Source organism: Citrobacter sp. RHBSTW-00887, from assembly GCF_013728095.1.
Taxonomy (GTDB): Bacteria; Pseudomonadota; Gammaproteobacteria; order Enterobacterales; family Enterobacteriaceae; genus Citrobacter; species Citrobacter braakii.
In genome coordinates this window covers 3,471,804-3,497,770 of record NZ_CP056267.1, presented here as the reverse complement: position 1 = coordinate 3,497,770, position 25,967 = coordinate 3,471,804, and the positions used below count along the sequence as shown (strand labels likewise).

At 51.8% G+C, this 25,967-nt stretch carries 20 protein-coding genes; 10 read left to right on the top strand and 10 right to left on the bottom strand.

Annotated elements, in window-relative coordinates; all coding sequences use genetic code 11:
* The first annotated feature begins 22 nt into the window (after positions 1 to 22).
* The 7 genes from ftsK (at position 23) to HV314_RS16725 (ending at position 11,603) form a co-directional block, all read left to right on the top strand.
* Positions 23 to 3,967 carry a DNA translocase FtsK gene (ftsK, locus tag HV314_RS16755; protein WP_181546215.1) on the top strand — a complete coding sequence of 1,315 codons (3,945 nt, stop codon included), beginning with the start codon at positions 23 to 25 and terminating at the stop codon, positions 3,965 to 3,967.
* Between the two features lie 111 nt (positions 3,968 to 4,078).
* Entirely contained in the window at positions 4,079 to 4,690 is a 612-nt protein-coding gene (gene lolA, locus HV314_RS16750) for an outer membrane lipoprotein chaperone LolA (protein ID WP_181546213.1), read from the top strand.
* 10 nt (positions 4,691 to 4,700) lie between these two features.
* Complete coding sequence (gene rarA, locus HV314_RS16745; protein WP_016152429.1) at positions 4,701 to 6,044, top strand: replication-associated recombination protein RarA; 1,344 nt, start codon at positions 4,701 to 4,703, stop codon at positions 6,042 to 6,044.
* Between the two features lie 92 nt (positions 6,045 to 6,136).
* Positions 6,137 to 7,429 carry a serine--tRNA ligase gene (serS, locus tag HV314_RS16740; RefSeq protein WP_003831902.1) on the top strand — a complete coding sequence of 431 codons (1,293 nt, stop codon included), beginning with the start codon at positions 6,137 to 6,139 and terminating at the stop codon, positions 7,427 to 7,429.
* 236 nt (positions 7,430 to 7,665) lie between these two features.
* On the top strand, positions 7,666 to 10,110 hold the full coding sequence (gene dmsA / locus HV314_RS16735; RefSeq protein WP_019076391.1) for a dimethylsulfoxide reductase subunit A: 2,445 nt from the start codon (positions 7,666 to 7,668) through the stop codon (positions 10,108 to 10,110).
* A gap of 10 nt (positions 10,111 to 10,120) precedes the next feature.
* On the top strand, positions 10,121 to 10,738 hold the full coding sequence (locus HV314_RS16730) for a DMSO/selenate family reductase complex B subunit (RefSeq protein WP_003035741.1): 618 nt from the start codon (positions 10,121 to 10,123) through the stop codon (positions 10,736 to 10,738).
* Position 10,739: 1 nt separating this feature from the next.
* Complete coding sequence (locus HV314_RS16725) at positions 10,740 to 11,603, top strand: dimethyl sulfoxide reductase anchor subunit family protein (RefSeq protein ID WP_181546211.1); 864 nt, start codon at positions 10,740 to 10,742, stop codon at positions 11,601 to 11,603.
* A 30-nt stretch (positions 11,604 to 11,633) separates the two neighbouring features.
* Here HV314_RS16725 and ycaC read toward each other — a convergent pair whose 3' ends face one another.
* Entirely contained in the window at positions 11,634 to 12,260 is a 627-nt protein-coding gene (ycaC, locus tag HV314_RS16720) for an isochorismate family cysteine hydrolase YcaC (RefSeq protein WP_016152433.1), read from the bottom strand.
* Positions 12,261 to 12,645: 385 nt separating this feature from the next.
* Between ycaC and HV314_RS16715 the strand changes: the two genes are divergently transcribed.
* On the top strand, positions 12,646 to 13,794 hold the full coding sequence (locus HV314_RS16715) for an MFS transporter (RefSeq protein WP_019076392.1): 1,149 nt from the start codon (positions 12,646 to 12,648) through the stop codon (positions 13,792 to 13,794).
* 45 nt (positions 13,795 to 13,839) lie between these two features.
* On the opposite strand, the gene HV314_RS16710 is transcribed toward HV314_RS16715, so the two are convergent.
* The 5 genes from HV314_RS16710 to HV314_RS16690 are packed head-to-tail and all read right to left on the bottom strand — an operon-like array spanning position 13,840 to position 17,648.
* Positions 13,840 to 14,316 (bottom strand): PTS sugar transporter subunit IIA, encoded by a 477-nt coding sequence (locus tag HV314_RS16710; RefSeq protein WP_046274696.1) that lies wholly within the window; start codon positions 14,314 to 14,316, stop codon positions 13,840 to 13,842.
* A 53-nt stretch (positions 14,317 to 14,369) separates the two neighbouring features.
* Positions 14,370 to 15,281: a transketolase family protein gene (locus HV314_RS16705; protein ID WP_181546209.1), complete on the bottom strand. Its 912-nt coding sequence runs from the start codon at positions 15,279 to 15,281 to the stop codon at positions 14,370 to 14,372.
* Positions 15,281 to 16,078 (bottom strand): transketolase, encoded by a 798-nt coding sequence (locus HV314_RS16700; RefSeq protein WP_181546207.1) that lies wholly within the window; start codon positions 16,076 to 16,078, stop codon positions 15,281 to 15,283. Before HV314_RS16700 ends, HV314_RS16705 begins: the two co-directional genes overlap by 1 nt.
* Positions 16,079 to 16,090: 12 nt before the next feature.
* A complete protein-coding gene (locus HV314_RS16695) occupies positions 16,091 to 17,356 on the bottom strand; it encodes a PTS ascorbate transporter subunit IIC (protein ID WP_016156112.1) in 1,266 nt (421 codons plus the stop codon).
* Positions 17,357 to 17,372: 16 nt separating this feature from the next.
* Positions 17,373 to 17,648, bottom strand: coding sequence for a PTS sugar transporter subunit IIB (locus HV314_RS16690; protein ID WP_016152439.1), 276 nt, complete (start codon positions 17,646 to 17,648; stop codon positions 17,373 to 17,375).
* Positions 17,649 to 17,769: 121 nt separating this feature from the next.
* Here HV314_RS16690 and HV314_RS16685 point away from each other — a divergent pair, with 121 nt between their 5' ends.
* The gene (locus HV314_RS16685; protein ID WP_181548111.1) at positions 17,770 to 18,618 is read left to right on the top strand and encodes a MurR/RpiR family transcriptional regulator; all 849 of its coding nucleotides are present in this window, start codon (positions 17,770 to 17,772) and stop codon (positions 18,616 to 18,618) included.
* Positions 18,619 to 18,675: 57 nt separating this feature from the next.
* Here the strand turns inward: HV314_RS16685 and pflA are convergent, their stop codons facing one another.
* The 4 genes from pflA to ycaO form a co-directional block, all read right to left on the bottom strand.
* Complete coding sequence (pflA, locus tag HV314_RS16680) at positions 18,676 to 19,416, bottom strand: pyruvate formate lyase 1-activating protein (protein ID WP_003035751.1); 741 nt, start codon at positions 19,414 to 19,416, stop codon at positions 18,676 to 18,678.
* A gap of 185 nt (positions 19,417 to 19,601) precedes the next feature.
* Complete coding sequence (gene pflB, locus HV314_RS16675; RefSeq protein WP_016152441.1) at positions 19,602 to 21,884, bottom strand: formate C-acetyltransferase; 2,283 nt, start codon at positions 21,882 to 21,884, stop codon at positions 19,602 to 19,604.
* A 59-nt stretch (positions 21,885 to 21,943) separates the two neighbouring features.
* Positions 21,944 to 22,801, bottom strand: coding sequence for a formate transporter FocA (gene focA / locus HV314_RS16670; protein ID WP_003831909.1), 858 nt, complete (start codon positions 22,799 to 22,801; stop codon positions 21,944 to 21,946).
* A gap of 402 nt (positions 22,802 to 23,203) precedes the next feature.
* Entirely contained in the window at positions 23,204 to 24,964 is a 1,761-nt protein-coding gene (gene ycaO / locus HV314_RS16665; RefSeq protein ID WP_181546205.1) for a 30S ribosomal protein S12 methylthiotransferase accessory factor YcaO, read from the bottom strand.
* A gap of 136 nt (positions 24,965 to 25,100) precedes the next feature.
* On the opposite strand from ycaO, the gene HV314_RS16660 reads away from it, so the two are divergent.
* On the top strand, positions 25,101 to 25,793 hold the full coding sequence (locus HV314_RS16660) for a DUF421 domain-containing protein (RefSeq protein WP_016156114.1): 693 nt from the start codon (positions 25,101 to 25,103) through the stop codon (positions 25,791 to 25,793).
* Positions 25,794 to 25,967: the final 174 nt, after the last annotated feature.

Below are 25,967 nucleotides of genomic sequence, written 5' to 3'. Positions count from 1 at the left end.
CCTGAAACCTGGAGAGCCGTTTTTGAGCCAGGAATACACTGAAGACAAAGACGTCACATTGACGAAGTTAAGCAGCGGGCGCCGACTCCTGGAAGCGCTACTGATCCTTATTGCCCTTTTTGCCGTCTGGTTGATGGCTGCCTTACTCAGCTTTAACCCTTCGGATCCCAGCTGGTCGCAAACCGCGTGGCACGAACCTATCCATAATCTGGGGGGAATACCCGGAGCATGGCTGGCAGACACACTGTTCTTTATTTTTGGCGTCATGGCCTACACCATTCCCGTCATCATTGTCGGCGGCTGCTGGTTTGCATGGCGACACCAGGCCAGCGACGAATACGTCGATTATTTTGCCGTTTCGCTGCGTATTATTGGCGTTTTGGCGCTGATCCTTACCTCCTGCGGGCTTGCCGCAATCAATGCCGATGACATCTGGTATTTCGCCTCTGGCGGCGTGATCGGCAGCCTGCTCAGCACCACGTTGCAACCATTACTGCACAGTAGCGGCGGTACGCTGACGCTATTGTGCATTTGGGCTGCGGGATTAACGCTATTTACCGGCTGGTCATGGGTGAGCATTGCGGAAAAACTGGGCGGCTGGTTACTCAATATCCTGACGTTTGCCAGCAACCGTACCCGTCGCGACGATACCTGGGTCGATGACGAAGAATATGAAGATGAAGATGAGTCTTTCGACGCCGCTGATGGCAAACCTCATGAATCGCGTCGGGCGCGTATTCTGCGCGGTGCGTTAGCGCGCCGTAAGCGTCTGGCGGAGAAATTTACCAACCCGCTTGGCCGTCATACTGATGCCGCGCTGTTTTCCGGCAAACGCATGGATGATGAAGACGAAATTGAATACAGCGCTCGTGGCGTGGTTGCAGATCCTAACGATGTGCTGTTCTCCGGTAATCGTGCGACGTTGCCTGAATATGACGAACTTGACCCACTGCTGAATGGTCATTCGGTGACAGAGCCAGTTGCCGCCGCAGCTGCAGCGACAACGGCAGCTCAGGCCTGGAGCGCACCGGTTGATCCGCTGCTGCAAACATCGCCAGTGACCAATACCGTTATGGAGCAACCGGCCCCAGCCGTAGCCTGGCAAGCCGTGCCTGGTCCGCAAACCGGTGATGCGGTGATTGCGCCAGCGCCTGAGGGTTATCCTCAGCCAGCCCACTACGCTCAGCCACCGGTGCAGCAGCAGTATGAACCATGGCAGCAGCCGGTAGTGGAGGAGAGTCCGCAGCCGCAGGGATTTACCGCGGAGCACAACTGGCAGCCGGAACCTGCATATCAGCCGGAGCCCGTGCAGCAACCTGTTTATCAGCCGGAATCAACCTTTCAACAAAACGCCGCGTTCCAGCAGCCTGCGGTTGAACAACCGCCTGTAGTGGAACCTGAGCCGGTGGTTGAAGAGGTTAAACCGACTCGTCCGCCACTCTACTATTTTGAAGAAGTTGAAGAGAAACGTGCACGTGAGCGCGAGCAACTGGCTGCCTGGTATCAGCCGATTCCAGAGCCTGCTCAGGAGCCTGAACGTGTTAAGCCGTCTATGCCGACGGCAGCATCCATACCGCCCGTTGAGTCAGTTGCTGCCGTTGCGCCGCTGGCCGCCGGGGTGAAAAACGCCGCTTTAGGGGCGGGTGCGGCTGCCGCAGCACCTGTCTTTAGTCTTGCGGGTAGCGGTGCGCCGCGTCCACAGGTGAAAGAGGGGATTGGTCCGCAGTTACCGCGTCCGAATCGTGTGCGCGTGCCTACTCGTCGGGAGCTGGCGTCGTATGGCATAAAACTGCCGTCACAACGTATGGCTGAAGAGAAAGCGCGCGAAGAGCATCTTGATACAGATGCGTACAGTGACGAAGAAATTGACGCAATGCAGCAAGATGAGCTGGCGCGTCAGTTCGCCCAGTCGCAGCAGCACCGCTATGGCGAGGAGTATCAGGATGATGCCAGTCAGACTGATGATGATTCAGCCGCAGAAGCAGAACTGGCTCGCCAGTTTGCCTCTTCCCAGCAGCAGCGCTATTCCGGTGAACAGCCTGCCGGAGCGAATCCGTTCTCGCTTGAGGACTTTGAATTTTCGCCAATGAAAACGCTGGTGGATGATGGTCCGCATGAGCCGCTATTTACTCCAGGCGTAATGCCGGAGCCTGCGCCGCAGTACCAGCAGCCTGTCGCACCGCAGCAGCATTACCAGCAGCCAGCGCAGCCTGTCGCACCACAACAGCATTACCAGCAACCGGCGCAGCCTGTCGCACCACAGCAGCATTATCAGCAGCCAGCGCAGCCAGTCGCACCGCAGCAGCATTATCAGCAGCCGGCGCAACCAGTCGCACCACAACAGCATTACCAGCAACCGGCGCAGCCTGTCGCACCGCAGCAGCATTATCAGCAACCGGCGCAGCCTGTTACACCACCGCCGCAGGATAGTCTGATCCATCCGCTCCTGATGCGTAATGGCGACAGTCGTCCGGCGCACCGTCCAAGTACGCCGTTGCCATCGTTGGATCTGCTCACGCCGCCGCCGAGTGAGGTTGAGCCGATAGATACTTTCGCTCTGGAGCAAATGGCTCGTCTGGTGGAGGCTCGTCTGGCGGACTTCCGCATTAAAGCCGATGTGGTGAACTACTCACCTGGTCCGGTTATTACCCGCTTTGAGCTTAATCTTGCTCCTGGAGTTAAAGCGGCGCGTATTTCCAACCTGTCGCGAGATCTGGCGCGTTCATTGTCGACCGCAGCGGTACGCGTGGTCGAGGTCATTCCGGGCAAACCGTATGTCGGGCTGGAGTTACCCAACAAAAAACGTCAAACCGTTTATCTGCGCGAAGTGTTGGATAACGCCAAATTCCGTGATAACTCATCTCCGCTGACCGTGGTACTGGGTAAAGATATTGCGGGCGAACCGGTGGTTGCCGATCTGGCGAAAATGCCGCACCTGCTGGTGGCAGGGACAACCGGTTCCGGTAAGTCGGTTGGGGTGAACGCCATGATCCTCAGCATGTTATACAAGGCACAGCCGGAAGACGTTCGCTTTATCATGATTGACCCGAAAATGCTGGAACTGTCGGTTTATGAAGGCATTCCGCATTTGCTGACTGAAGTTGTGACCGACATGAAAGATGCCGCCAACGCCCTGCGCTGGAGCGTCAATGAAATGGAACGTCGCTACAAGCTGATGTCGGCGCTTGGTGTGCGTAACCTTGCCGGTTATAACGAAAAAATTGCTGAAGCCGCCCGTATGGGGCGTCCGATTCCGGACCCGTACTGGAAGCCGGGCGACAGTATGGATGTTCAGCATCCGGTGCTGGAAAAACTGCCGTATATCGTTGTGCTGGTGGATGAATTCGCCGACCTGATGATGACCGTGGGTAAAAAGGTGGAAGAACTGATTGCTCGTCTGGCGCAAAAAGCGCGTGCGGCGGGGATCCACCTGGTGCTGGCGACCCAGCGACCGTCGGTTGACGTTATCACTGGTCTGATTAAAGCGAACATCCCAACGCGTATCGCCTTTACTGTGTCCAGTAAAATTGACTCGCGTACCATCCTTGACCAGGGCGGCGCGGAATCGCTGTTGGGTATGGGTGACATGCTGTATTCCGCACCAAACTCAACGATCCCTGTGCGTGTACACGGCGCCTTTGTACGTGATGAAGAAGTTCACGCTGTGGTTCAGGACTGGAAAGCGCGCGGTCGTCCACAATACGTTGACGGCATAACGTCTGACAGCGAAAGCGAAGGCGGCGGTGGCGGCTTTGATGGTGGCGAAGAGTTGGATCCGCTGTTCGATCAGGCGGTAAACTTTGTTACCCAGAAACGCAAAGCCTCAATCTCCGGCGTCCAGCGTCAGTTCCGTATCGGTTACAACCGAGCGGCGCGTATCATCGAACAGATGGAAGCGCAGGGAATTGTCAGCGAGCAAGGGCATAATGGTAATCGTGAAGTGCTGGCTCCGCCGCCCTTCGAATGATTGCAAAGTTAAGTAATTCAGTATTTTCTACTTTCCTCATGCTGATTTTTGGCCTGAAATGGATAGCAGAGGGATCTCCCCGTTGGGAGTGACGTATTTTGAGGAATAACGATGAAAAGAATCGCAATCACCTGTGCATTATTGTCGAGCTTTGTGGTGAGCAGCGTCTGGGCAGATGCTGCCAGCGACCTGAAAAGCCGCCTGGATAAAGTCAGTAGCTTCCATGCCAGCTTTACTCAGAAGGTCACGGACGGTAGCGGTGCGGCGGTGCAGGAAGGTCAGGGTGACTTATGGGTTAAACGTCCTAATCTGTTTAACTGGCATATGACGCAGCCTGACGAGAGCATCCTGGTTTCCGATGGTAAAACGCTGTGGTTCTTTAATCCGTTTGTTGAGCAGGCGACTGCGACATGGCTGAAAGACGCCACGGGCAACACGCCGTTTATGCTGATTGCACGTAACCAGGCCAGCGACTGGCAGCAGTACAATATTAAGCAAAATGGCGATGATTTCGTGCTGACGCCAAAAACCAGCAGCGGTAACCTTAAGCAGTTTACTATCAATGTTGGGCGTGACGGGACGATCCACCAGTTCAGCGCCGTTGAACAAGACCATCAGCGCAGCAGCTATCAGCTGAAATCTCAGCAGAATGGTGCGATTGAACCCTCTAAATTCACCTTTACCCCGCCGCAAGGTGTAACGGTTGACGATCAACGTAAGTAGAGGCGTGTGAGTGAGCAATCTGTCGCTCGACTTTTCTGATAATACTTTTCAGCCGCTGGCCGCGCGTATGCGGCCAGAAAATTTAGCGCAGTATATCGGCCAGCAGCATCTGCTGGCTGCGGGCAAACCCTTGCCGCGCGCCATTGAGGCCGGGCATCTGCACTCCATGATTTTATGGGGACCGCCGGGGACCGGGAAAACGACGCTTGCCGAAGTTATTGCCCGTTACGCCAACGCTGATGTCGAACGAATTTCGGCAGTTACGTCTGGCGTGAAAGAAATTCGTGAAGCGATTGAGCGTGCGCGTCAGAACCGTAACGCGGGGCGACGCACGATCCTGTTCGTGGACGAAGTTCACCGTTTTAATAAAAGCCAACAGGATGCGTTCTTACCGCATATTGAAGACGGTACCATTACGTTTATTGGCGCTACCACTGAAAACCCCTCGTTTGAGCTCAACTCGGCGCTGTTGTCGCGTGCACGCGTTTATCTACTGAAATCGTTAACTTCCGACGACATTGAACAGGTACTGGACCAGGCGATGTCAGACAAAGCTCGTGGTTATGGCGGCCAGGATATTGTTCTGCCGCCAGAGACGCGTCGGGCTATTGCCGAACTGGTTAATGGTGACGCGCGGCGGGCGCTGAATACGCTGGAAATGATGGCCGATATGGCCGAAGTTGATGATTCCGGCAAGCGCGTATTGAAACCAGAATTGCTCACCGAAATTGCCGGTGAACGTAGTGCGCGTTTCGATAATAAAGGCGATCGTTTTTACGATCTCATCTCCGCATTACACAAGTCGGTACGTGGAAGCGCCCCAGATGCGGCGCTTTATTGGTATGCGCGAATTATTACCGCTGGTGGCGATCCGCTGTACGTTGCCCGTCGCTGTCTGGCGATTGCCTCAGAAGATGTCGGCAATGCCGATCCCCGCGCCATGCAGGTGGCGATTTCCGCATGGGACTGTTTTACCCGCGTGGGACCCGCGGAAGGCGAACGCGCGATTGCTCAGGCGATTGTTTATCTGGCCTGTGCGCCGAAGAGTAATGCGGTTTACACCGCCTTCAAAGCCGCGTTGTCTGATGCCCGCGAACGTCCGGATTACGACGTGCCGGTTCACCTGCGCAATGCGCCGACTAAGCTGATGAAAGAGATGGGCTACGGTCAGGAGTATCGTTATGCCCATGATGAGCCTAATGCCTATGCCGCCGGAGAAGAGTACTTCCCGCAGGAAATGGCACAAACGCGCTATTATCGCCCCACAAACAGAGGTCTTGAAGGCAAGATTGGCGAAAAGCTCGCCTGGCTCGCCGGACAGGATCAAAATAGCCCTATAAAACGCTACCGTTAGTGTTATCGTTGCGGTAATGTTGTCTCTGTATCCCTGTGACCGCAGGCTGTGGTCACTTTCTCCTATTTTAATTCGATAAGCACAGGATAAGCATGCTCGATCCCAATCTGCTGCGTAATGAGCCAGACGCAGTCGCAGAAAAACTGGCAAGCCGGGGCTTTAAGCTGGATGTAGATAAGCTGCGCGCTCTTGAAGAGCGTCGTAAAGTTCTGCAGGTACAAACTGAAAACCTGCAGGCAGAGCGTAACTCGCGATCGAAATCCATCGGCCAGGCAAAAGCGCGCGGGGAAGATATCGAGTCTTTACGTCTGGAAGTGAACAAACTGGGCGAAGAGCTGGATGCCGCGAAAGCTGAACTTGATACCTTACAGGCCGAGATCCGCGACATTGCGCTGACTATTCCTAACCTGCCAGCGGACGACGTTCCGGTGGGTAAAGATGAAAATGACAACGTCGAAGTCAGCCGCTGGGGTACTCCGCGTGAGTTTGATTTCGAAGTGCGCGATCACGTTACCCTGGGTGAAATGCACACGGGTCTTGATTTCGCCGCTGCGGTTAAGCTGACCGGCTCTCGTTTCGTGGTCATGAAAGGGCAGATTGCGCGTATGCACCGTGCGCTGTCTCAGTTCATGCTGGATCTGCATACTGAGCAGCATGGCTATAGCGAAAACTACGTCCCGTATTTGGTTAACCATGACACGCTGTACGGTACAGGCCAACTGCCGAAATTCGCTGGCGATCTGTTCCATACCCGTCCGCTGGATGAAGAAGCTGACAGCAGCAACTATGCGCTGATCCCAACAGCAGAAGTTCCGCTGACCAACCTGGTGCGCGACGAGATCATCGATGAAGATGCGCTGCCGATCAAAATGACTGCGCATACGCCGTGCTTCCGTTCTGAAGCAGGTTCTTACGGTCGTGACACGCGTGGTCTGATCCGTATGCACCAGTTCGATAAAGTTGAGATGGTGCAGATTGTTCGCCCGGAAGATTCGATGGACGCGCTGGAAGAGATGACCGGCCATGCCGAGAAGGTCCTGCAACTGCTGGGTCTGCCGTATCGCAAAATCATCCTGTGCACTGGCGACATGGGCTTCGGCGCATGCAAAACTTACGATCTGGAAGTGTGGATCCCGGCGCAGAACACCTATCGCGAAATCTCCTCTTGCTCCAACGTGTGGGATTTCCAGGCTCGTCGTATGCAGGCGCGTTGCCGCAGCAAATCCGACAAAAAGACCCGTTTAGTGCATACTCTGAATGGTTCCGGTCTGGCGGTTGGGCGTACGCTGGTTGCGGTAATGGAAAACTATCAGCAGGCTGATGGCCGCATTCAGGTTCCGGAAGTATTACGTCCGTACATGAATGGCCTGGAATTCATCGGTTAAGTTACCTTTCTCTGCTAAAAAAGCGCCTCAGGGCGCTTTTTTTATGCCCGTTTGACGTCGGACAATAACGACTACTCCCATAGGGGTAATACTGACTTCGAATGAAAGTCAGTATTTTTCTCTGTCTTTTAGCAAATTCAGTTTCTACCAGCCCGTATATCGATATTAACGTTATATAAAAAACTATACATCGAATATTTGTATTTTGTTTATTGTGAGCAGCAGAGTGAGCCACTATGAAAACTAAGATCCCCGATGCCGTGCTGGCAGCTGAGGTTACTCGCCGCGGTTTGGTGAAAACGACTGCGATAGGCGGACTGGCGGTGGCCAGTAGCGCGTTTACCCTGCCATTTACCCGTATTGCAAATGCTGCAGAAGCCCTTAATCCGACACCGATTAATGAGAAAGTGATCTGGAGCGCGTGTACGGTGAACTGCGGCAGCCGCTGCCCGCTGCGTATGCATGTGGTCGACGGTGAAATAAAGTATGTCGAAACCGACAACACCGGCGATGACAACTATGACGGTCTGCACCAGGTACGCGCCTGTCTGCGTGGTCGATCCATGCGTCGCCGAGTCTATAATCCCGATCGTCTGAAATACCCGATGAAACGCGTTGGTAAGCGTGGCGAAGGAAAATTTGAGCGCATCAGTTGGGATGAAGCCTACGACATCATTGCAAGCAATATGCAGCGTCTTATCAAAGACTACGGCAATGAGTCTATCTACCTGAACTACGGTACCGGTACGCTGGGTGGCACCATGACGCGCTCGTGGCCGCCGGGTAAAACGCTGGTGGCACGGTTGATGAACTGCTGCGGCGGCTATCTTAATCACTACGGTGACTACTCTTCAGCGCAAATCGCTGCCGGGTTGAACTATACCTACGGCGGCTGGGCTGACGGTAACAGCCCGTCCGACATTGAAAACAGCAAGCTGGTGGTTCTGTTCGGTAATAACCCTGGTGAAACCCGTATGAGCGGGGGTGGGGTAACCTATTACCTTGAACAGGCGCGACAGAAATCCAATGCCCGCATGATCATTATCGATCCCCGTTATACGGATACCGGTGCGGGGCGTGAAGATGAATGGATCCCGATCCGTCCTGGTACTGATGCGGCGCTGGTCAATGGTCTGGCGTATGTCCTGATCACCGAAAACATGGTTGACCAACCGTTCCTCGACAAATACTGCGTGGGTTACGACGAGAAAACCTTACCGGCCGACGCACCGAAGAATGGTCACTATAAGGCGTATATTCTTGGGCAGGGTAAGGACGGCATTGCCAAGACCCCGGAGTGGGCGGCGCAGATTACCGGTATTCCCGCTGAACGTATCGTCAAACTGGCGCGTGAAATAGGTAGCGCTAAACCGGCATACATCAGCCAGGGGTGGGGACCGCAGCGTCATGCTAACGGTGAAATAGCGACCCGCGCCATTTCTATGCTCGCTATCCTGACCGGTAACGTTGGGATCAACGGCGGCAACAGCGGGGCGCGTGAGGGCTCATACAGTTTGCCGTTTGAGCGTATGCCAACGCTGGAAAACCCTGTTGAAACCAGCATCTCGATGTTCATGTGGACGGACGCGATTGAGCGAGGCCCGGAGATGACGGCCCTGCGTGACGGCGTACGCGGCAAAGACAAGCTCGATGTTCCTATTAAGATGATCTGGAACTATGCCGGTAACTGTCTGATTAACCAACACTCTGATATTAACCGCACGCATGAAATCCTCCAGGACGAGAAGAAGTGCGAGATGATCGTCGTCATCGACTGTCATATGACTTCCTCGGCGAAATACGCGGACATTTTGCTGCCGGACTGCACCGCCTCTGAACAGATGGATTTTGCGCTGGATGCCTCATGCGGGAACATGTCCTATGTGATTTTCACCGATCAGGCGATCAAACCACGCTTCGAATGCAAGACTATCTACCAGATGACCAGCGAGCTGGCGAAGCGCCTTGGCGTTGAGCAGCAGTTTACAGAAGGTCGTACTCAGGAAGAGTGGATGCGCCATCTGTATGAGCAGTCGCGCAAAGCGATTCCTGAACTGCCTACATTTGAAGAATTCCGTCAGCAAGGGATCTTTAAACAGCGCGATCCGCAAGGACATCATGTGGCGTACAAGGCATTCCGTGAGGATCCTAAAGCCAATCCGCTGACCACGCCGTCAGGTAAGATCGAAATTTATTCGCAGCAGCTTGCCGAGATCGCGGCAACCTGGGAACTGCCGGAAGGTGATGTAATTGATCCGCTACCGATTTATACCCCAGGCTTTGAAAGCTTAAACGATCCGCTGGTGGAGAAATTCCCTTTGCAGCTGACCGGCTTCCACTATAAGTCTCGCGTTCACTCGACCTATGGCAACGTCGATGTCCTGAAAGCATCCTGCCGCCAGGAAATGTGGATCAACCCGATGGATGCGCAGCGACGCGGTATTAACAACGGCGACAAGGTACGTATCTTTAACGATCGTGGTGAAGTGCATATCGAGGCGAAAGTGACGCCACGTATGATGCCCGGCGTGGTGGCATTGGGCGAAGGGGCCTGGTATGACCCGGATGCAAAACGCGTGGATCAGGGCGGTTGTATTAACGTCCTGACGACCCAGCGTCCGTCTCCTCTCGCAAAGGGAAATCCGTCACACACGAACCTTGTTCAGGTTGAAAAGGCGTAAGGAGTAACCGATGACAACCCAGTATGGATTTTTTATTGATTCCAGCCGTTGCACCGGTTGCAAAACCTGCGAACTGGCCTGCAAAGATTTCAAAAATTTAACCCCGGAAGTCAGCTTCCGCCGCATTTATGAATACGCAGGCGGCGACTGGCAGGAGGACAACGGCGTCTGGCATCAGAACGTCTTTGCTTATTACCTCTCCATTGCGTGTAACCACTGTGAAGATCCAGCCTGTACCAAGGTTTGTCCGAGCGGCGCGATGCACAAACGTGAAGATGGTTTTGTCGTTGTCGACGAAGATGTTTGCATTGGCTGCCGGTATTGCCACATGGCCTGTCCTTACGGCGCGCCGCAGTACAATGCTGAAAAAGGTCATATGACTAAATGTGATGGCTGCCATGAGCGCGTCGCTGAAGGCAAGAAACCTATCTGCGTGGAGTCCTGCCCACTGCGTGCGCTGGATTTTGGTCCGATTGAAGAGCTGCGCAAAAAACACGGTACTTTGGCTGCGGTAGCGCCACTGCCGGGCGCGCACTTTACCAAACCAAGTATTGTCATCAAACCTAACGCCAATAGCCGCCCGACCGGGGATACTACAGGTTATCTGGCCAATCCGAAGGAGGTGTAAGATGGGAAGTGGATGGCATGAATGGCCGCTGATGATCTTCACTGTCTTCGGACAGTGTGTAGTTGGTGGCTTTATCGTTCTGGCGCTGGCATTGATGAAAGGGGACTTACGCCCTGAATCGCAGCAGCGCGTGATTGCCTGCATGTTCGGGCTGTGGGTATTAATGGGCATTGGCTTTATTGCTTCCATGCTCCACCTGGGCTCACCGATGCGCGCCTTTAACTCACTCAATCGTGTAGGATCTTCTGCGTTGAGTAATGAAATTGCCAGCGGCTCAATCTTCTTTGCCGTTGGCGGCATCGGCTGGCTGCTGGCAACGTTGAAAAAAATGTCGCCCGTATTACGCAATCTGTGGTTAGTTGTCACCATGGTACTGGGCGTGGTTTTTGTCTGGATGATGGTGCGCGTGTATAGCACCATCGATACCGTGCCGACCTGGTACAGCATCTGGACGCCGCTGGGCTTCTTCCTGACGATGTTTATGGGCGGTCCGCTGCTGGGATATCTGTTGCTGAGAATTGCTGGCGTGGACGGTTGGGCGATGCGCCTGTTGCCGGCAATTTCTGTGCTTGCTCTGGTCGTGAGCGCCATCACGTCTGTAATGCAGGGGGCTGAACTGGCGACGATCCACAGTTCCATTCAACAGGCGTCTGCGCTGGTTCCGGATTACGGCTCGCTGATGGCGTGGCGGATTGTCGCTCTGGCATTAGCGCTGTGCTGTTGGATTGTACCGCAAGTGAAAGGCTACCAGCCTGCAGTTCCGCTGCTTTCCGTCGCGTTTATTCTGCTGTTAGTCGGCGAGTTGATTGGTCGTGGCGTGTTCTACGGGCTGCATATGACCGTCGGTATGGCGGTTGCCAGCTAAATGACAAACCGGGGCATAGCCCCGGTTTTTTTACTTCTGTTTAGTTAACGTGTCGTAGCTGGTCATCAGATTGCGATAATCAGGAATGTGATTAGAGAACAGCGTTGCCAGACCTTCGATATCGTTGCGCCAGTCGCGATGCAACTCACATGCGACACCAAACCACGTCATCAGTTGAGCACCGGCCTGGGACATCCGATCCCATGCTGAATGGCGAGTAATTTCATTAAATGTACCCGACGCATCGGTTACGACAAAGACATCAAAACCTTCTTCAATAGCCGAGAGCGCAGGGAAAGCAACGCAAACTTCCGTCACGACACCGGCAATAATCAGCTGTTTTTTACCGGTCGCTTTCACTGCTTTCACGAAATCTTCGTTATCCCACGCGTTAATGTTTCCGGGGCGAGCAATATAAGGCGCATCGGGAAATTGAGCTTTCAGTTCCGGTACCAGTGGCCCGTTTGGTCCTGTCTCGAAACTGGTTGTCAGAATGGTTGGGAGTTTGAAGTATTTTGCTAAGTCGCCGAGGGCAAGCACGTTGTTTTTAAATTTATCGGGATCGATATCCCGAACCAGAGAGAGCAGGCCAGCCTGATGGTCGACCAGCAGTACTGCCGCATTATCTTTATCAAGTCTTACGTAAGGTTTAGTCATGATATTTCTCCTGTTCTGCATCAGTGGGGGAAATTTGATGAGTTTAAGTCTACAGAAAGAACGATATATGGATTAGATACCTAAATAAGAACTCACTGTTCTATTTTGAAGACAATGCAGATCTGCATCCCGCATAGAGTTTAGTAAGAAATAAAAGTAAGGGGAGTCCATGAAATTTTTCGACTGAACGCAACGCGAGATTTTTGTTTTAGATCAATAAAAACAAGCAGATGTGTTTTTGTGTTTTTTATCTATTCACATTAAGAATCAGTAATGCAAATCGATCGTCCGGAAAGCGCCTCAGCCCTTTGATTGCGCCGATTGACAATGTTTTTGGCAGTGGCATGATGCGCATGAAATTTGAACTTCCTCACGGTTTTTATTCATGTCCATCTATACCCGTCCCGTCATGCTGTTGCTGTGCGGGCTGCTTCTGCTGACCCTGGCGATCGCCGTGTTAAACACGCTCGTCCCGCTTTGGCTCGCCCATGAAAATTTGCCCACCTGGCAGGTAGGTGTGGTGAGTTCTTCCTACTTTACCGGCAATCTGGTAGGGACGTTGCTGACCGGGTATTTAATAAAACACCTTGGTTTTAATCGCAGCTATTACATTGCCTCGCTTATTTTTGCCGCGGGCTGTATCGGCCTGGGGGTTATGGTGGGATTCTGGAGCTGGATGACCTGGCGTTTTATCGCCGGTGTTGGCTGCGCCATGATTTGGGTGGTAGTGGAAAGTGCGCTGATGTGCAGCGGGAATTCGCGTAATCGCGGACGCTTGCTTGCCGCCTATATGATGATCTATTACGTGGGGACGTTTTTAGGCCAGCTACTGGTTAGTAAAGTATCAACAGAATTGATGAACGTCCTGCCGTGGGTGACGGGTACGATCCTGGCTGGTGTTTTGCCATTGCTCTTTACGCGCATTGCCAATCAGCAGGGTGATGAACAGCAGTCTACTCCTATTACCTCCATGCTGAGGCTGCGGCAGGCGCGTCTGGGCGTTAACGGCTGTATTATTTCCGGGATTGTTCTGGGGTCTTTGTATGGCCTGATGCCGCTGTATCTCAACCATCAAGGGGTGAGCAACGCCAGCATTGGTTTCTGGATGGCGGTTCTGGTTAGCGCCGGTATTCTGGGGCAATGGCCGATTGGCCGCCTGGCAGACAAGCTGGGACGCCTGCTGGTTTTACGCGTCCAGGTCTTCGTGGTTATCGTCGGAAGTATCGCCATGCTGAATCAGGCGGCGATGGCGCCTGCGTTGTTTATGTTGGGTGCGGCAGGTTTTACCCTCTATCCGGTGGCGATGGCCTGGGCCTGTGAAAAGGTTGAACACCATCAGCTGGTCGCCATGAATCAGGCATTGTTATTAAGCTATACCGTTGGCAGCCTGCTTGGTCCTTCATTCACCGCAATGCTGATGCAGAATTATTCCGATAATCTGTTATTCATTATGATTGCCAGCGTATCGTTTATTTATCTGCTGATGTTGTTGCGTAGCGCCAGACATACACCGACTCCGGTGGCTCACGTATAAAGCGCGCCAGACGGTATGCAAGGCAAAATGTTTGCATACCGTGACTCATTTTCCCATTGCGGGTATGCCGGAAGTTGCGAGGTATTCGCATGCTTTCAGCGTGCAGTGAAGTTGCGCCTGACTGGTCATACTCGTCAGCTGTTGTAAATGCTCCCCTTCATCCAGCCAGCAAACCAGTTTTTGAATCATTTCAATATGTCGGGTGCTGCTGGCAGCCGCCAGGACAATAATTAACCGCACATCTGGATGCCCTGGAAAAGGCACCGCCTCTTTCAGACACAAGAGCGACAAATGTGTCTCACTGCTTATCACTCCTTCTTCCGGACGAGCGTGCGGCAGGGCAAACTCAGGGCTTAAGATGTACCACGGACCCAGTTGTTCTGTTTCACGGATGATTGCCTGTGCGTAGGCGGACGTAATCGCGCCCAGTTCTTCCAGAGGCTGGCAAGCCAGCGTCACGGCCTCCTGCCAGGAGCGGCATTGTTCACGAAACTGACAGGCAGAAAATAGCGCAGATGTCATTGTGTTCTCCTTATTTCAGAGCAGCAGACCGCATTGCGGTCTGCCAACCCGAACTATCTCAGGACTTCAAAGAGTGCGGTCGCCGAAATACCGTATTTCTCTTTCAACTGGCGGCTATTGCCTGATTCCGTAAACGTATCTTGTGTCCCCAGTCGGATTAATCTCGTGGTTAATCCTTCCTCCGCCAATACTTCAGCAACCTGTCCGCCAAGTCCACCGGTGATCGTGTGATTTTCAATCGTTGCGATCTGCGGGCAACTGACAATCAGTTGCAGGAAGCGCTGGCGGTTAAACGGTTTTAGCATGGCGACGTGAATCAGCTTGCCACGTTTTCCCTGGGCGCATAGCTGCACATAACCTGCGCTTGCCTGCTCCAGAACGGTCCCTTCATAGAGAATGGCGAAGTCATTGCCTGAGTCCTCCACGGCGGCGATATCGGTCACTCGCGGAACGGCAGATTTATCGCGCACGGGCATCGGTTCTCGGGCTACGCGAATATAGACCGGACCGGGAATGTTTACTGCCTGTTCAAATGCGGCCTCAACTTCTTCAGCGTCGGCAGGCGTTAGAATTGTGAGCCCCGGCAGTACGCGCGTCAGGGCCAGATCTTCCAGCGCATGATGCGATGCGCCGTCAGGTCCATCATCCATTCCTGGGTGGCTACCAACTAATTTAATGTTAGCTTTGGCGTAGCACGCCTGGCGCAGTTGAGTCCAGGCGGTGCCTGTCACAAACATCGCAAAGTTAACGTAGAACGGAATATTTCCTTCCAACGCCTGGCCAGTGGCAAAGCTCATTGCCGATCCTTCCGCAATACCCATTTCAAAGAAAGCGTCTGGATAGACGGCCTGGAACTGGTCAGTGCGGGTGGAGCTGGCTAAATCACTATCAATGGCGACAATGGGATAGCCCTTTTTTTTCAGGGCAATGAGTGCGTTACCAATTTCATCACGTGGGGCTTTCATCACTGCAACTCCTCCATAGCCTGCTGATATTGTTCGGTGGTTGGGGTTTTTGAATGCCAGTCACCGTTATTTTCCATATAGCTAACGCCACTGCCTTTGGTGGTATGCGCAATAATGGCGACAGGTTTTCCTTTCAGATGGCGTGAGAGCATCAGCGTGTCGGCAACCTGATGCATATCGTTACCGTTATGGAGTTCGAGTACGTGCCAGCCGAAAAGACGCACTTTGTCGGCCAGAGGTTCCAGATTCACCACTTGATTAACGGGGTCGTGGGAGGAAAAACCGTTGTAGTCAATAATCGCCACCAGGTTATCCATCTTCATATGGCCTGCCTGTTGTAGCGTCTCCCAGATTTGCCCTTCGTGCATTTCGCCATCGCCAATGATGGCGAAAACGCGCTGTGATTCCCCCCGCTGTTTTTTGGCCGCCGCCATACCAAGGGCAATGGATAATCCCTGGCCCAGCAGGCCGGTTGTTGCATCGACTTCGGGCAGAGATTTGATGCTAGGGTGCCCCTGTAAACGTGAGTTAATTTGTCGAAAAGTATTAAATTCGCTGCGCTCAATTTTGCCTTTTTGATGCAACATGGCGTACTGAGCAGCAACCGCATGACCTTTGCTCATGACCACGCGAGCGCGAGGGGTGCAGGAGAAGTCCACCTCTTGATCGTAAATCCAGGTCAGAATGTCGATGATGGACAATGCACCGCCAGGATGGCCAATGCCTGATTCATAAATCATGGTGACAATATCCCGGCGAGCAGCTAGCGCATGGGATTTCAATTCATCAATATTCATGTTCATTCCTTATCAGGGCAACATTTTGCCGATGTAATAAACCACTAAACCGAGGGCGACAAAATCTGTCTCCGGGAAGCTAGTACCGGACAATCCCACCGATTCCATGATGGGATAGATGAGTGCCGGGCCAATACCAATTAATATGCCAGTGACAAAGCTACCGGCGATGGCCCCTTTCCAGCCTCCTGACGCGTTACCGAAGACGGCGGCGGTAGCACCAATGAAGAAGTAGGGGATGGCGACGGGGATAATGACCGTTTGCCCAATTGATGCGAGTACCCCCATAACCACCAATCCACCCACAAAGGAAGAGATGAAACCTAAAACGGTGGCGGTTGGGGCGTACGGAAAGACGACTGGGCAATCCAGTGCGGGTTTGGCGTTAGGGATAAATTTTTCAGAGATGCCCAGAAATGCCGGGACTATTTCTGACAACAGCAAGCGAACGCCGGTGATGATGATATAAAGCGATGCGGTAAACGTGAGTGACTGGAATAGCGGATAAACCAGCCAATGCATTCCACCGGCGGCGGCCGTTACCGCTTCTTCGCCTGCGGCAAGCGCCGCGATGTAATAGAAAATACTGACAGAGATGGACACGGAGACGATGTAGTCTTTAAAAATCCCCAACCATCCGGGAAGATTTAGCTTTTCTGTTGACTGCTTAGGATCGCCCACTTTCGAACCGATCCATCCCGATAGCGCGTAGGCCAGAGTAACGTAATGACCCATCGCGATTTCATCATTACCGGTAATCTTACGCATCCACGGCTGAGCGATAGCTGGATAGACACAGGCCGCAAGCCCCAGCAGTATGGAACCGACGATGATTGTTGTCACATCGCTGTAGCCAAGCGCCTTAAGCGTAACGGTTAAGAGGGCAGACAGATACAGATTATGTTGACCCGTCAGGAAGATGTATTTGAACGGTGTTACGCGGGCAAAAAACAAGTTCCAGCCGAAACCAACGACCATGATGAGTGAAACGCACATGGCAAACTTGGTTTGTGCCAGCCCAGTTAACGCTTCGGCTAACGGCATCACACCTTTCAGACCGAATCCATCGCTGAATAAGGTCTGAAAATTACCTAAGGATGTCACCGCAATCCCTGCTCCGCCGGCAAATACCAGAAATCCGACGATGGTTTTAAAGGTACCAGAGAGCACTTTTTCGATGGGCTTACGCTGGATAAGCAAACCAATTAGCGCAATAAAGCCAACTAAAAGTGGGGTTACACCCAAAATGTCGAATACAATGAACTTTAGGAGATCCATATTTCCCCCGGAGAGGTTAGTTGTTTTGAACAACGCTGGTGAGCGCAGATTCCATTTCTTCGCTGTTCATCAGATCGGTGATACCGATTGCTCTGAACCCGGCGGCTTCTACCTCATCGGTCAGGTCGCTCATGGTGATCACGAAGTCGATGTTTTGCCAGGTTCGTAGCCCTGACAGGACATCGTGTTCAAGATCGATATCCCAGCCATGTTTATCGATGACTTTTTGGGCTTTGATTTTCAGCATTAGCGAACTGCCCATACCGGTACGACAGACGATCAGACCTTTCATTAGACGTTCTCCTGTTTGTAAAAATAATTATTTTTAATTATCATTGGTGCGATAAAAATTATTATCGCAAAGCCGGGCAAAGTATGTGACAGCATTTGCATTTTGTGCAAAAAGGCGAAAAATGAGTCAGATAGATACTAATTTATTGATTAACATAAGAAATGGGGCTTCAGAGCTTAGTCCGATCCTGGAAAAGGTAGGGCGTTTTATCACTGAAAATCCTGATTTTGTGATGCGGCATACGATAACCGAGCTGGCCGATTCTATTGATACCAGTGAGGGGAGCATCACTCGTTTTTGCCGTGCCTTTGGTTTTAAGGGGTTTTCTGATTTCAGAACGGCTCTTGCACTGGAGCAAGGAGCTGCACGGCCGAATGATGGAGGAAGTGAGGAGACGGCGGCGGTACTGGCGAGCGTTTGTGACAGTAATGCCATCATCGACAGCAAAGAGTTGCAGGCGGTTGCGACCTGGTTAAATCAGCTCAGTAATATTGCAATTTATTCGGTAGGTACTGCGGTGCCGGTGGCGTTATTCCTGCAAATCAATCTGGTGCAGATGGGGAAAATAGCCAGTTATATCGACCGATTTTATCCGGCGGCTATCTCTCCGTTGGCGGACAGCCAAAAAACAGGGATTATCGTTATTCATACAGAACAAGTCTCTACCGATATGATGCAGTCGCTGACGCTAGCGAAGGAACAAGGCATAAAAATTCTCTCGTTAACTCGCGGATCGTTTGCGCCATTAAATCGGCTTTCTGACTGGAATTTGCAGGCGGCGGTTGCGTTACAGGGGGAGGGTGAGTCTGGTTTTGCTGAAATTGCTGGTGCGATGATGGTGGCAGATCGCATACTCAGTGCTCTGGAAGAGCAGGATGAGCGTTACGTGCAGTGTCGTAAAGCACACCAGAAACGTATTTTCTCTATTGAAAGCGTGACCAATAAACTTTCAGAATATTTTATGTCGTAGGCATCGAACGTTGGCGTCGCGCTACTCAAGCAGAGCGCTGCGACGCCGTGGTCGTCATTAGTACATCACTTTATGACCATACTGCTCAAGAATGCCTTTCACGCGCTCCATGGTCTCTTTCTTCGGTGGCTTAACACCGTCAAGTTTGTACTCTTCACCCATTGCCACCCATTTGTGTTTGCCCAGCTCATGGTATGGCAGCAGTTCGATTTTCTCTACGTTGCCCATATCGCGGGTAAACTCGCCCAGGCGGTGCGCGGAGTCGTCATCGTCAGACCAGCCAGGCACAACGACGTAGCGGATCCACACCTTGATGTCTTTATTGGACAGGTAACGTGCAAACTCAAGCGTGCGATGGTTAGATACGCCCACCAGATTCTGATGGATTTCATCATTCATCTGTTTGAGATCGAGCATCACCAGGTCAGTGACTTCCAGCAATTCATCGATCACCGGATCGTAGCGGCGAACAAAACCGTTGGTATCCAGACAGGTATGAATACCTTCTTTTTTACAGGCACGAAACCAGTCGCGTACAAATTCAGCTTGCAGGATAGCTTCGCCACCGGACGCTGTCACACCGCCACCGGAGGCGTTCATAAAGTGGCGGTAGGTCACGACCTCTTTCATTAACTCGTCGACGGTGACTTCTTTGCCGCCGTGCGTATCCCATGTGTCACGGTTATGACAATACAGGCAGCGCATCAGGCAGCCCTGGAAGAAGGTAATAAAACGGATGCCCGGGCCATCAACAGTGCCACAGGATTCAAAGGAGTGAATGCGACCAATAACTGACATTGCGGTGTTTCTCCAGGTGTGGCCCATCCGGGGCCAGTGTTAGTGCACAGTTATTAACTGTGTCGAGTCTGTTTTGGCTGCTATCCATAAGTATAGATAGCTGACAAAGCAGGCTATTAAAAAGGCCCCACTTACGTGGAGCCTTTATTGTACGCTTTTTAAAGTACGATTTCAGTCAAAACCAATTACATGGTCTGAGTGAAGGTACGAGTAATAACGTCCTGCTGCTGTTCTTTAGTCAGGGAGTTAAAACGTACTGCGTAGCCAGAAACACGGATGGTCAGCTGCGGATATTTTTCCGGATGTTCCATCGCATCCAGCAGCATTTCACGGTTCATGACGTTCACGTTCAGGTGCTGACCACCTTCGATGGACGCTTCGTGGTGGAAGTAACCATCCATCAGACCAGCCAGGTTGGTCTTACGAACTTCGTCGTCTTTACCCAGTGCGTTCGGAACGATAGAGAAGGTGTAAGAGATACCATCTTTAGCGTAAGCAAACGGCAGTTTAGCAACGGAGGTCAGAGAGGCAACTGCACCTTTCTGGTCACGACCGTGCATTGGGTTAGCACCCGGTCCGAACGGCGCGCCAGCACGACGACCATCTGGGGTGTTACCGGTTTTCTTACCATAAACCACGTTAGAGGTGATGGTCAGAACAGACTGAGTCGGGATAGCGTTACGATAAGTAGTCAGTTTCTGAATTTTCTTCATGAAACGTTCTACCAGGTCAACCGCCATGTCATCAACGCGAGAGTCGTTGTTACCAAACTGCGGGTATTCGCCTTCGATTTCGAAGTCGACAGCCAGACCGTCTTCGTCACGAATCGGTTTAACTTTCGCATATTTGATTGCAGACAGGGAGTCAGCAGCAACGGACAGACCAGCGATACCACACGCCATGGTGCGGATAACGTCACGGTCGTGCAGTGCCATCAGAGAGGCTTCGTAGCTGTACTTGTCGTGCATGTAGTGGATAACGTTCAGTGCAGTGACGTACTGTTTAGCCAGCCAGTCCATGAAGTGATCCATGCGCTCCATAACTTCGTCGAAGTTCAGAACGTCGCCTTTGATCGGTTCAGATTTAGGACCAACCTGCATTTTCAGTTTTTCATCAACGCCGCCGTTGATTGCGTAAAGCATGGTTTTCGCCAGGTTTGCACGCGCACCGAAGAACTGCATTTGTTTACCAACAACCATCGGGCTTACGCAGCAAGCGATAGCGTAGTCGTCGTTGTTGAAGTCCGGACGCATCAGGTCATCGTTCTCGTACTGCAGAGAAGAGGTGTCGATGGACACTTTAGCGGCGAATTTCTTGAAGTTCAGAGGCAGTTTTTCAGACCACAGAACGGTGATGTTCGGCTCCGGAGAAGGACCCATGGTGTACAGGGTGTTCAGGAAGCGGAAGCTGTTTTTGGTAACCAGAGTACGGCCATCAACGCCCATACCACCGATAGATTCAGTTGCCCAAATCGGGTCACCGGAGAACAGTTCATCATATTCAGGGGTACGCAGGAAACGAACCATACGCAGTTTCATGACCAAGTGGTCAATCATTTCCTGAGCGTCTTGCTCGGTGATTTTGCCTGCTTTGATATCACGTTCGATGTAGGCATCCAGGAAGGTGGATACGCGACCGAAGGACATTGCTGCGCCGTTCTGAGATTTAACCGCGGCCAAGTAGCCGAAGTAAGTCCACTGGATAGCTTCCTGAGCGTTGGTTGCCGGACCAGAGATATCGCAGCCATATTTAGCAGCCATTTCTTTGATCTGACCCAGTGCGCGGTGCTGTTCAGCAATTTCTTCACGCAGACGAATAGTGGCTTCCAGGTTTACGCCGTTTTCCAGATCGGACTGCAGAGAGACGAACTGAGCGTATTTGTCTTTCATCAGGTAGTCGATACCGTACAGCGCAACGCGACGGTAGTCACCGATGATACGGCCACGGCCATAGGCATCTGGCAGACCAGTCAGAACACCGGATTTACGGCAGTTCAGAATGTCTTTGGTGTAAACATCGAATACGCCCTGGTTGTGGGTTTTGCGGTATTCGGTGAAGATTTTTTTCAGCATCGGGTCCAGTTCGCGATTGTACGCTTTGCAGGAACCTTCAACCATTTTGATGCCGCCAAACGGAATGATCGCACGTTTCAGCGGAGCTTCAGTCTGCAGACCAACAATTTTCTCGAGCGCTTTGTTGATGTAGCCAGCGTCGTGAGAAGTGATGGTAGAAGCAACGGAGGTGTCAAAGTCAACAGGCGCGTGAGTGCGGTTTTCCTGTTTAACGCCTTCCATCACGCTGTCCCACAGTGCAGTGGTCGCATCAGTTGCGCCAGCCAGGAAGGACTCGTCACCCTCATACGGAGTGTAGTTTTTCTGAATGAAGTCACGGACGTTTACTTCATTCTGCCAATCACCTTTGGTAAAACCTTCCCAGGCTGTGGCTAACTTTTCATTAAGCTCGGACATGTAACACCTACCTTCTTAAGTGGATTTTTTATTTACTGCGTGTAATGGGCATCATCAGATTAATGATGATCGTTACCACGCAGATAAATGACCCAGTATGTCAACCCGACCAACAAACCGCCGCCGATAATGTTGCCGATCGTAACCGGAATCAGGTTATCGGTGATGAAATTCATCACGGTCAGGTGAGAAAAATTCTCCGGAGAAGACCCAACAGCGGTCCAGAATTCCGGGGTGGCGAAATCGCGAATTACAATACCCATAGGGATCATAAACATGTTTGCGATACTGTGCTCAAAACCGCTGGCAACAAACATTGCGACCGGTAATACCATGATAAACGCTTTGTCCATCAGGCTGCGACCCGAATAGCTCATCCATACTGCCAGACACACCATCAGGTTCGCCAGGATGCCAAGACTTACCGCCTCAACAAAAGTATGGTGCACTTTGTGGTCGGCTGTTTGCAGGACGTTGAGACCCCACGCGCCGTTAGCGGTCATATACTCGCCAGAAAGCCACATGAGTAACACGAAGATCAGGGCGCCAATCAGGTTGCCGACATAAACGTTAAGCCAGTTTTTAGCCAATTGGCCCCAAGTGATGCGACCACTGGCTTTCGCTACGACAATCAGTACGGTTGAGGTGAAGAGGTCTGCACCGCAGACAACGCAGAGAATCAGCCCCAGGGAAAAGCAGATACCACCTACTAGCTTCGCCATGCCGAAAGGCATTGTGCCGGTACCGGTTGTGGCGGTGATATAGAAAACAAAGGCAATTGAAATGAATACACCGGCAGTAATTGCCAGATAGAACGTCTTAAGCGGATGTTTCGTTGCTTTATAGACGCCTGCTTCTTCGGCAACTTTGGCCATTGCAGCAGGAAGAATAAGATCAAAAGGGTTGTCAGCTTTCACACTAACTCTCTCTTTATTAAGTCGGCGACGAGATACTAACAAAGCATTATAGATGAGAATTTGATATAGATCATATCTCGCCTGGCTTATAGGCCCGTAAGGCGCATGGTTTTTATGCGATTACGGTGTAACTTGTTGATTATCCAAATAAAAATAAATTTTAAAAATTATAAAGTGAGTTGAATTTTTTCTTTCTGTCTCCTCTGGGGCGGTTAATTAAAATGGAGTAATTGAGATAAAAAACCACATTAATAAGCTAATTTTCTTAATATCAACTACTAATATTTAACCTTGTTTTTACATTTTTTTTGATTTGACCAAAATAAAAAACAGGGCGCATTAAGCGCCCCGTAATATAGCCCAGACAATACCTTTAGCCTACTCAGCGCAGGCTGATTGTCACTATTTTGACCAATGTGCTGCTTTCGCGCGCTGCAGTTTTTCGTAGGCTTTCAGCAGAGACTGATGCGCCGGGAAAGCCTGCAGATCGCTATCAACAGTTTGAAGTCCGTAGAACGGCGCTTCGCCACTTAATGCTGCACTTGCGGCTTCAACCGCCTCGGCACCGTACATGCGAACAAACGCGTTCAGATATTGTAGCGGCTGACGATCTTCTTCCTGAGATAGCAGCAGCAGCGTTTGCAGACAGCGGTAGTAGTTGGCACGTTCAGCGCTAAAGACAGAGGCGTTGAATTCCATCGTCCATTCTGTCCAGACCAGCGCCTGCTCCAGGTCGCCGCCGGCCAGCGCCAGCATCACTTTAAGCTCGCCAATGCGCAGGGTGTACCAACCGTTATCCGCACCGGTTGCCAGACCGAGCAGCTCGCGTACGCGGGTGAAGTCGTCAAAGCCTTCTTCATCCAGTTGTTCGATCAGATTGAGATAGTCTTCTTTATCCCATTCACTGCCCGGGAGCGAGAGAATAGTGTCACGCAGATGGGCGCCCATGGCGTTGTTGGCTAACCACAGATCTTCAGCCGGATAGATGTCAGACATTCCCGGAACAATAATGCGGCACGCGTAAACGCTCAGGTGCTCGTAGTCGGCGATATACACTTCTTTATCTTCAGCATTGAAGATGGCCATCAGAGTGGCGAACTCTTCTTCGGTGGTACCGGAGAAATTCCAGTCAACGAACGGATAGTCAGCATCCTGCTTGAACAGATCCCAGGAGATCAGGCCGCTGGAATCGATGAAGTGGGTTTCAAGGTTAGTGTGTTCAGCTACTTCTTCGTCGTCAAAGGTCGGTGGGGTAAAGACATCAAGATCTTTCAGACCACGGCCCTGCAGCAGTTCAGTGACGGTACGCTCCAGCGCAACGCCGAAATCCGGGTGCGCACCGAAGGAGGCAAAGCAGGTACCATTGGCCGGGTTGAACAGGACAACGCAAATCACCGGATACTTGCCGCCCAGCGAGCCATCGTAGGCGAAAATTGGGAAACCTTCCGCTTCCATTTTGACGATGGACTCCACCACTGCCGGGTAGCGCGCCATGACTTCGGCCGGGATTTCCGGCAGGCTGATGCTTTCCGCAATAATACGGTTCTTCACATGACGCTCAAAGACTTCAGACAGGCCCTGAACGCGCGCTTCGTTTCGGGTGTTACCCGCAGACATGCCGTTAGAAACGTACAGGTTGCCAATAATGTTCATCGGAATATAGACGGTCTGGTTATCCGACTGACGGGTAAACGGTAGGCCGCAGACCCCACGTTCTTCATTACCGGATTGCAGATCGATAAGCATGCTGCCAGTCAGTTCGTTGTCTGGATCGTAAAACGCACGCAGACGAGCATCCAGTAGACCTTCTGGTACGTCGTCTTCTTCAGTCAACGGGAACCATTTTTCGTTCGGATAATGCACGAATGGGCCATTGGCGATGGTTTCACCCAGCCAGAAATCCGCAAAGAAATAGTTAGTCGACAGACGCTCAAAATATTCGCCCAGCGCGGAAGCCAGCGCCGCTTTTTTCGTCGCGCCTTTACCGTTGGTGAAGCACAGCGCGCATTCTTTGTCGCGAATATGTACAGACCAGACGTTAGGGACGGGATTCAACCACGAGGCTTCTTCAATTTGAAAACCAAGGTCGAGCAATTTTTGCTGGAAGCGAGCGATGGAGTCTTCTAGAGCGGCATCTTTGCCGGGGATAAATGTTTGCGTCATGAAAATCACTTTTGTCGTACGGAAAGCGCGCAATGATACGGGTTTTAAATGAATGGCGCTATCGTCGCCGGAGTTCAGACGTAAATAAAAGTATTAGCTATGCTTTCCTACAGCCAACCACGTTTAGAGCATAATAATGAAAGCTTTCGATTTACACCGAATGGTACTGGATAAGGTGCCCATGGATTTTCTGGGAGAAGTTGCTCTGCGCAGCCTCTATACCTTTATATTGGTTTTTCTGTTTTTAAAAATCACCGGACGTCGCGGCGTACGCCAGATGTCGCTTTTTGAAGTGCTGATCATCCTTACGCTGGGGTCCGCGGCGGGAGACGTGGCATTTTATGATGATGTCCCGATGCTGCCGGTGCTGGTGGTCTTTATTACGCTTGCTGTGCTGTATCGGCTGGTTATGTGGCTGATGGCGCATAGCGAGAAAATGGAGGATTTGCTGGAGGGCAAGCCCGTTGTGATCATTGAGGACGGCGAGCTGGCATGGTCGAAGCTCAATAGCGCCAATATGACGGAATTCGAATTCTTTATGGAGTTGCGTTTGAACGGTGTGGAGCAATTGGGACAGGTGAGACTGGCCATCCTGGAGACAAATGGGCAAATCAGCGTCTATTTCTTTGCCGATGAAGACGTAAAGCCGGGGCTCAGTATTTTGCCTAAACGCTGTACACAGCGATTTAAAGTGATACCTGAAGCTGGGGACTATGCCTGTATACGGTGTAGTGAAGTGGTGCAAATGAACGCCGGAGATCATCAATTATGTCCACGCTGTGCAAATCCAGAATGGTCGAAGGCCAGTCGGGCAAAACGGGTCACCTGACAGCGAAAATCTCGGTTTTTACCCGTCAATCCGATAGATTCTGTTGTGTGGCCAATGACACATTTTTACCCTGGTCAGTTTTACCCATTGCGGCGCGTGTCACTGAATGATAAAACCGATATCCACAGGAATAACTTATACCAATGTCTGTCACCGGATTATCGCCAATGACAG

Bases quoted from the DNA above. Each gene is read 5' to 3' on its own strand.
- lolA (WP_181546213.1), top strand. From the start codon at position 4,079: ATGAAAAGAATCGCAATCACCTGTGCATTATTGTCGAGCTTTGTGGTG.
- serS (WP_003831902.1), top strand. From the start codon at position 6,137: ATGCTCGATCCCAATCTGCTGCGTAATGAGCCAGACGCAGTCGCAGAA.
- dmsA (WP_019076391.1), top strand. From the start codon at position 7,666: ATGAAAACTAAGATCCCCGATGCCGTGCTGGCAGCTGAGGTTACTCGC.
- HV314_RS16730 (WP_003035741.1), top strand. From the start codon at position 10,121: ATGACAACCCAGTATGGATTTTTTATTGATTCCAGCCGTTGCACCGGT.
- HV314_RS16725 (WP_181546211.1), top strand. From the start codon at position 10,740: ATGGGAAGTGGATGGCATGAATGGCCGCTGATGATCTTCACTGTCTTC.
- ycaC (WP_016152433.1), bottom strand. From the start codon at position 12,260: ATGACTAAACCTTACGTAAGACTTGATAAAGATAATGCGGCAGTACTG.
- HV314_RS16715 (WP_019076392.1), top strand. From the start codon at position 12,646: ATGTCCATCTATACCCGTCCCGTCATGCTGTTGCTGTGCGGGCTGCTT.
- HV314_RS16710 (WP_046274696.1), bottom strand. From the start codon at position 14,316: ATGACATCTGCGCTATTTTCTGCCTGTCAGTTTCGTGAACAATGCCGC.
- HV314_RS16705 (WP_181546209.1), bottom strand. From the start codon at position 15,281: ATGAAAGCCCCACGTGATGAAATTGGTAACGCACTCATTGCCCTGAAA.
- HV314_RS16700 (WP_181546207.1), bottom strand. From the start codon at position 16,078: ATGAATATTGATGAATTGAAATCCCATGCGCTAGCTGCTCGCCGGGAT.
- HV314_RS16695 (WP_016156112.1), bottom strand. From the start codon at position 17,356: ATGGATCTCCTAAAGTTCATTGTATTCGACATTTTGGGTGTAACCCCA.
- HV314_RS16690 (WP_016152439.1), bottom strand. From the start codon at position 17,648: ATGAAAGGTCTGATCGTCTGTCGTACCGGTATGGGCAGTTCGCTAATG.
- HV314_RS16685 (WP_181548111.1), top strand. From the start codon at position 17,770: ATGAGTCAGATAGATACTAATTTATTGATTAACATAAGAAATGGGGCT.
- pflA (WP_003035751.1), bottom strand. From the start codon at position 19,416: ATGTCAGTTATTGGTCGCATTCACTCCTTTGAATCCTGTGGCACTGTT.
- pflB (WP_016152441.1), bottom strand. From the start codon at position 21,884: ATGTCCGAGCTTAATGAAAAGTTAGCCACAGCCTGGGAAGGTTTTACC.
- ycaO (WP_181546205.1), bottom strand. From the start codon at position 24,964: ATGACGCAAACATTTATCCCCGGCAAAGATGCCGCTCTAGAAGACTCC.
- HV314_RS16660 (WP_016156114.1), top strand. From the start codon at position 25,101: ATGAAAGCTTTCGATTTACACCGAATGGTACTGGATAAGGTGCCCATG.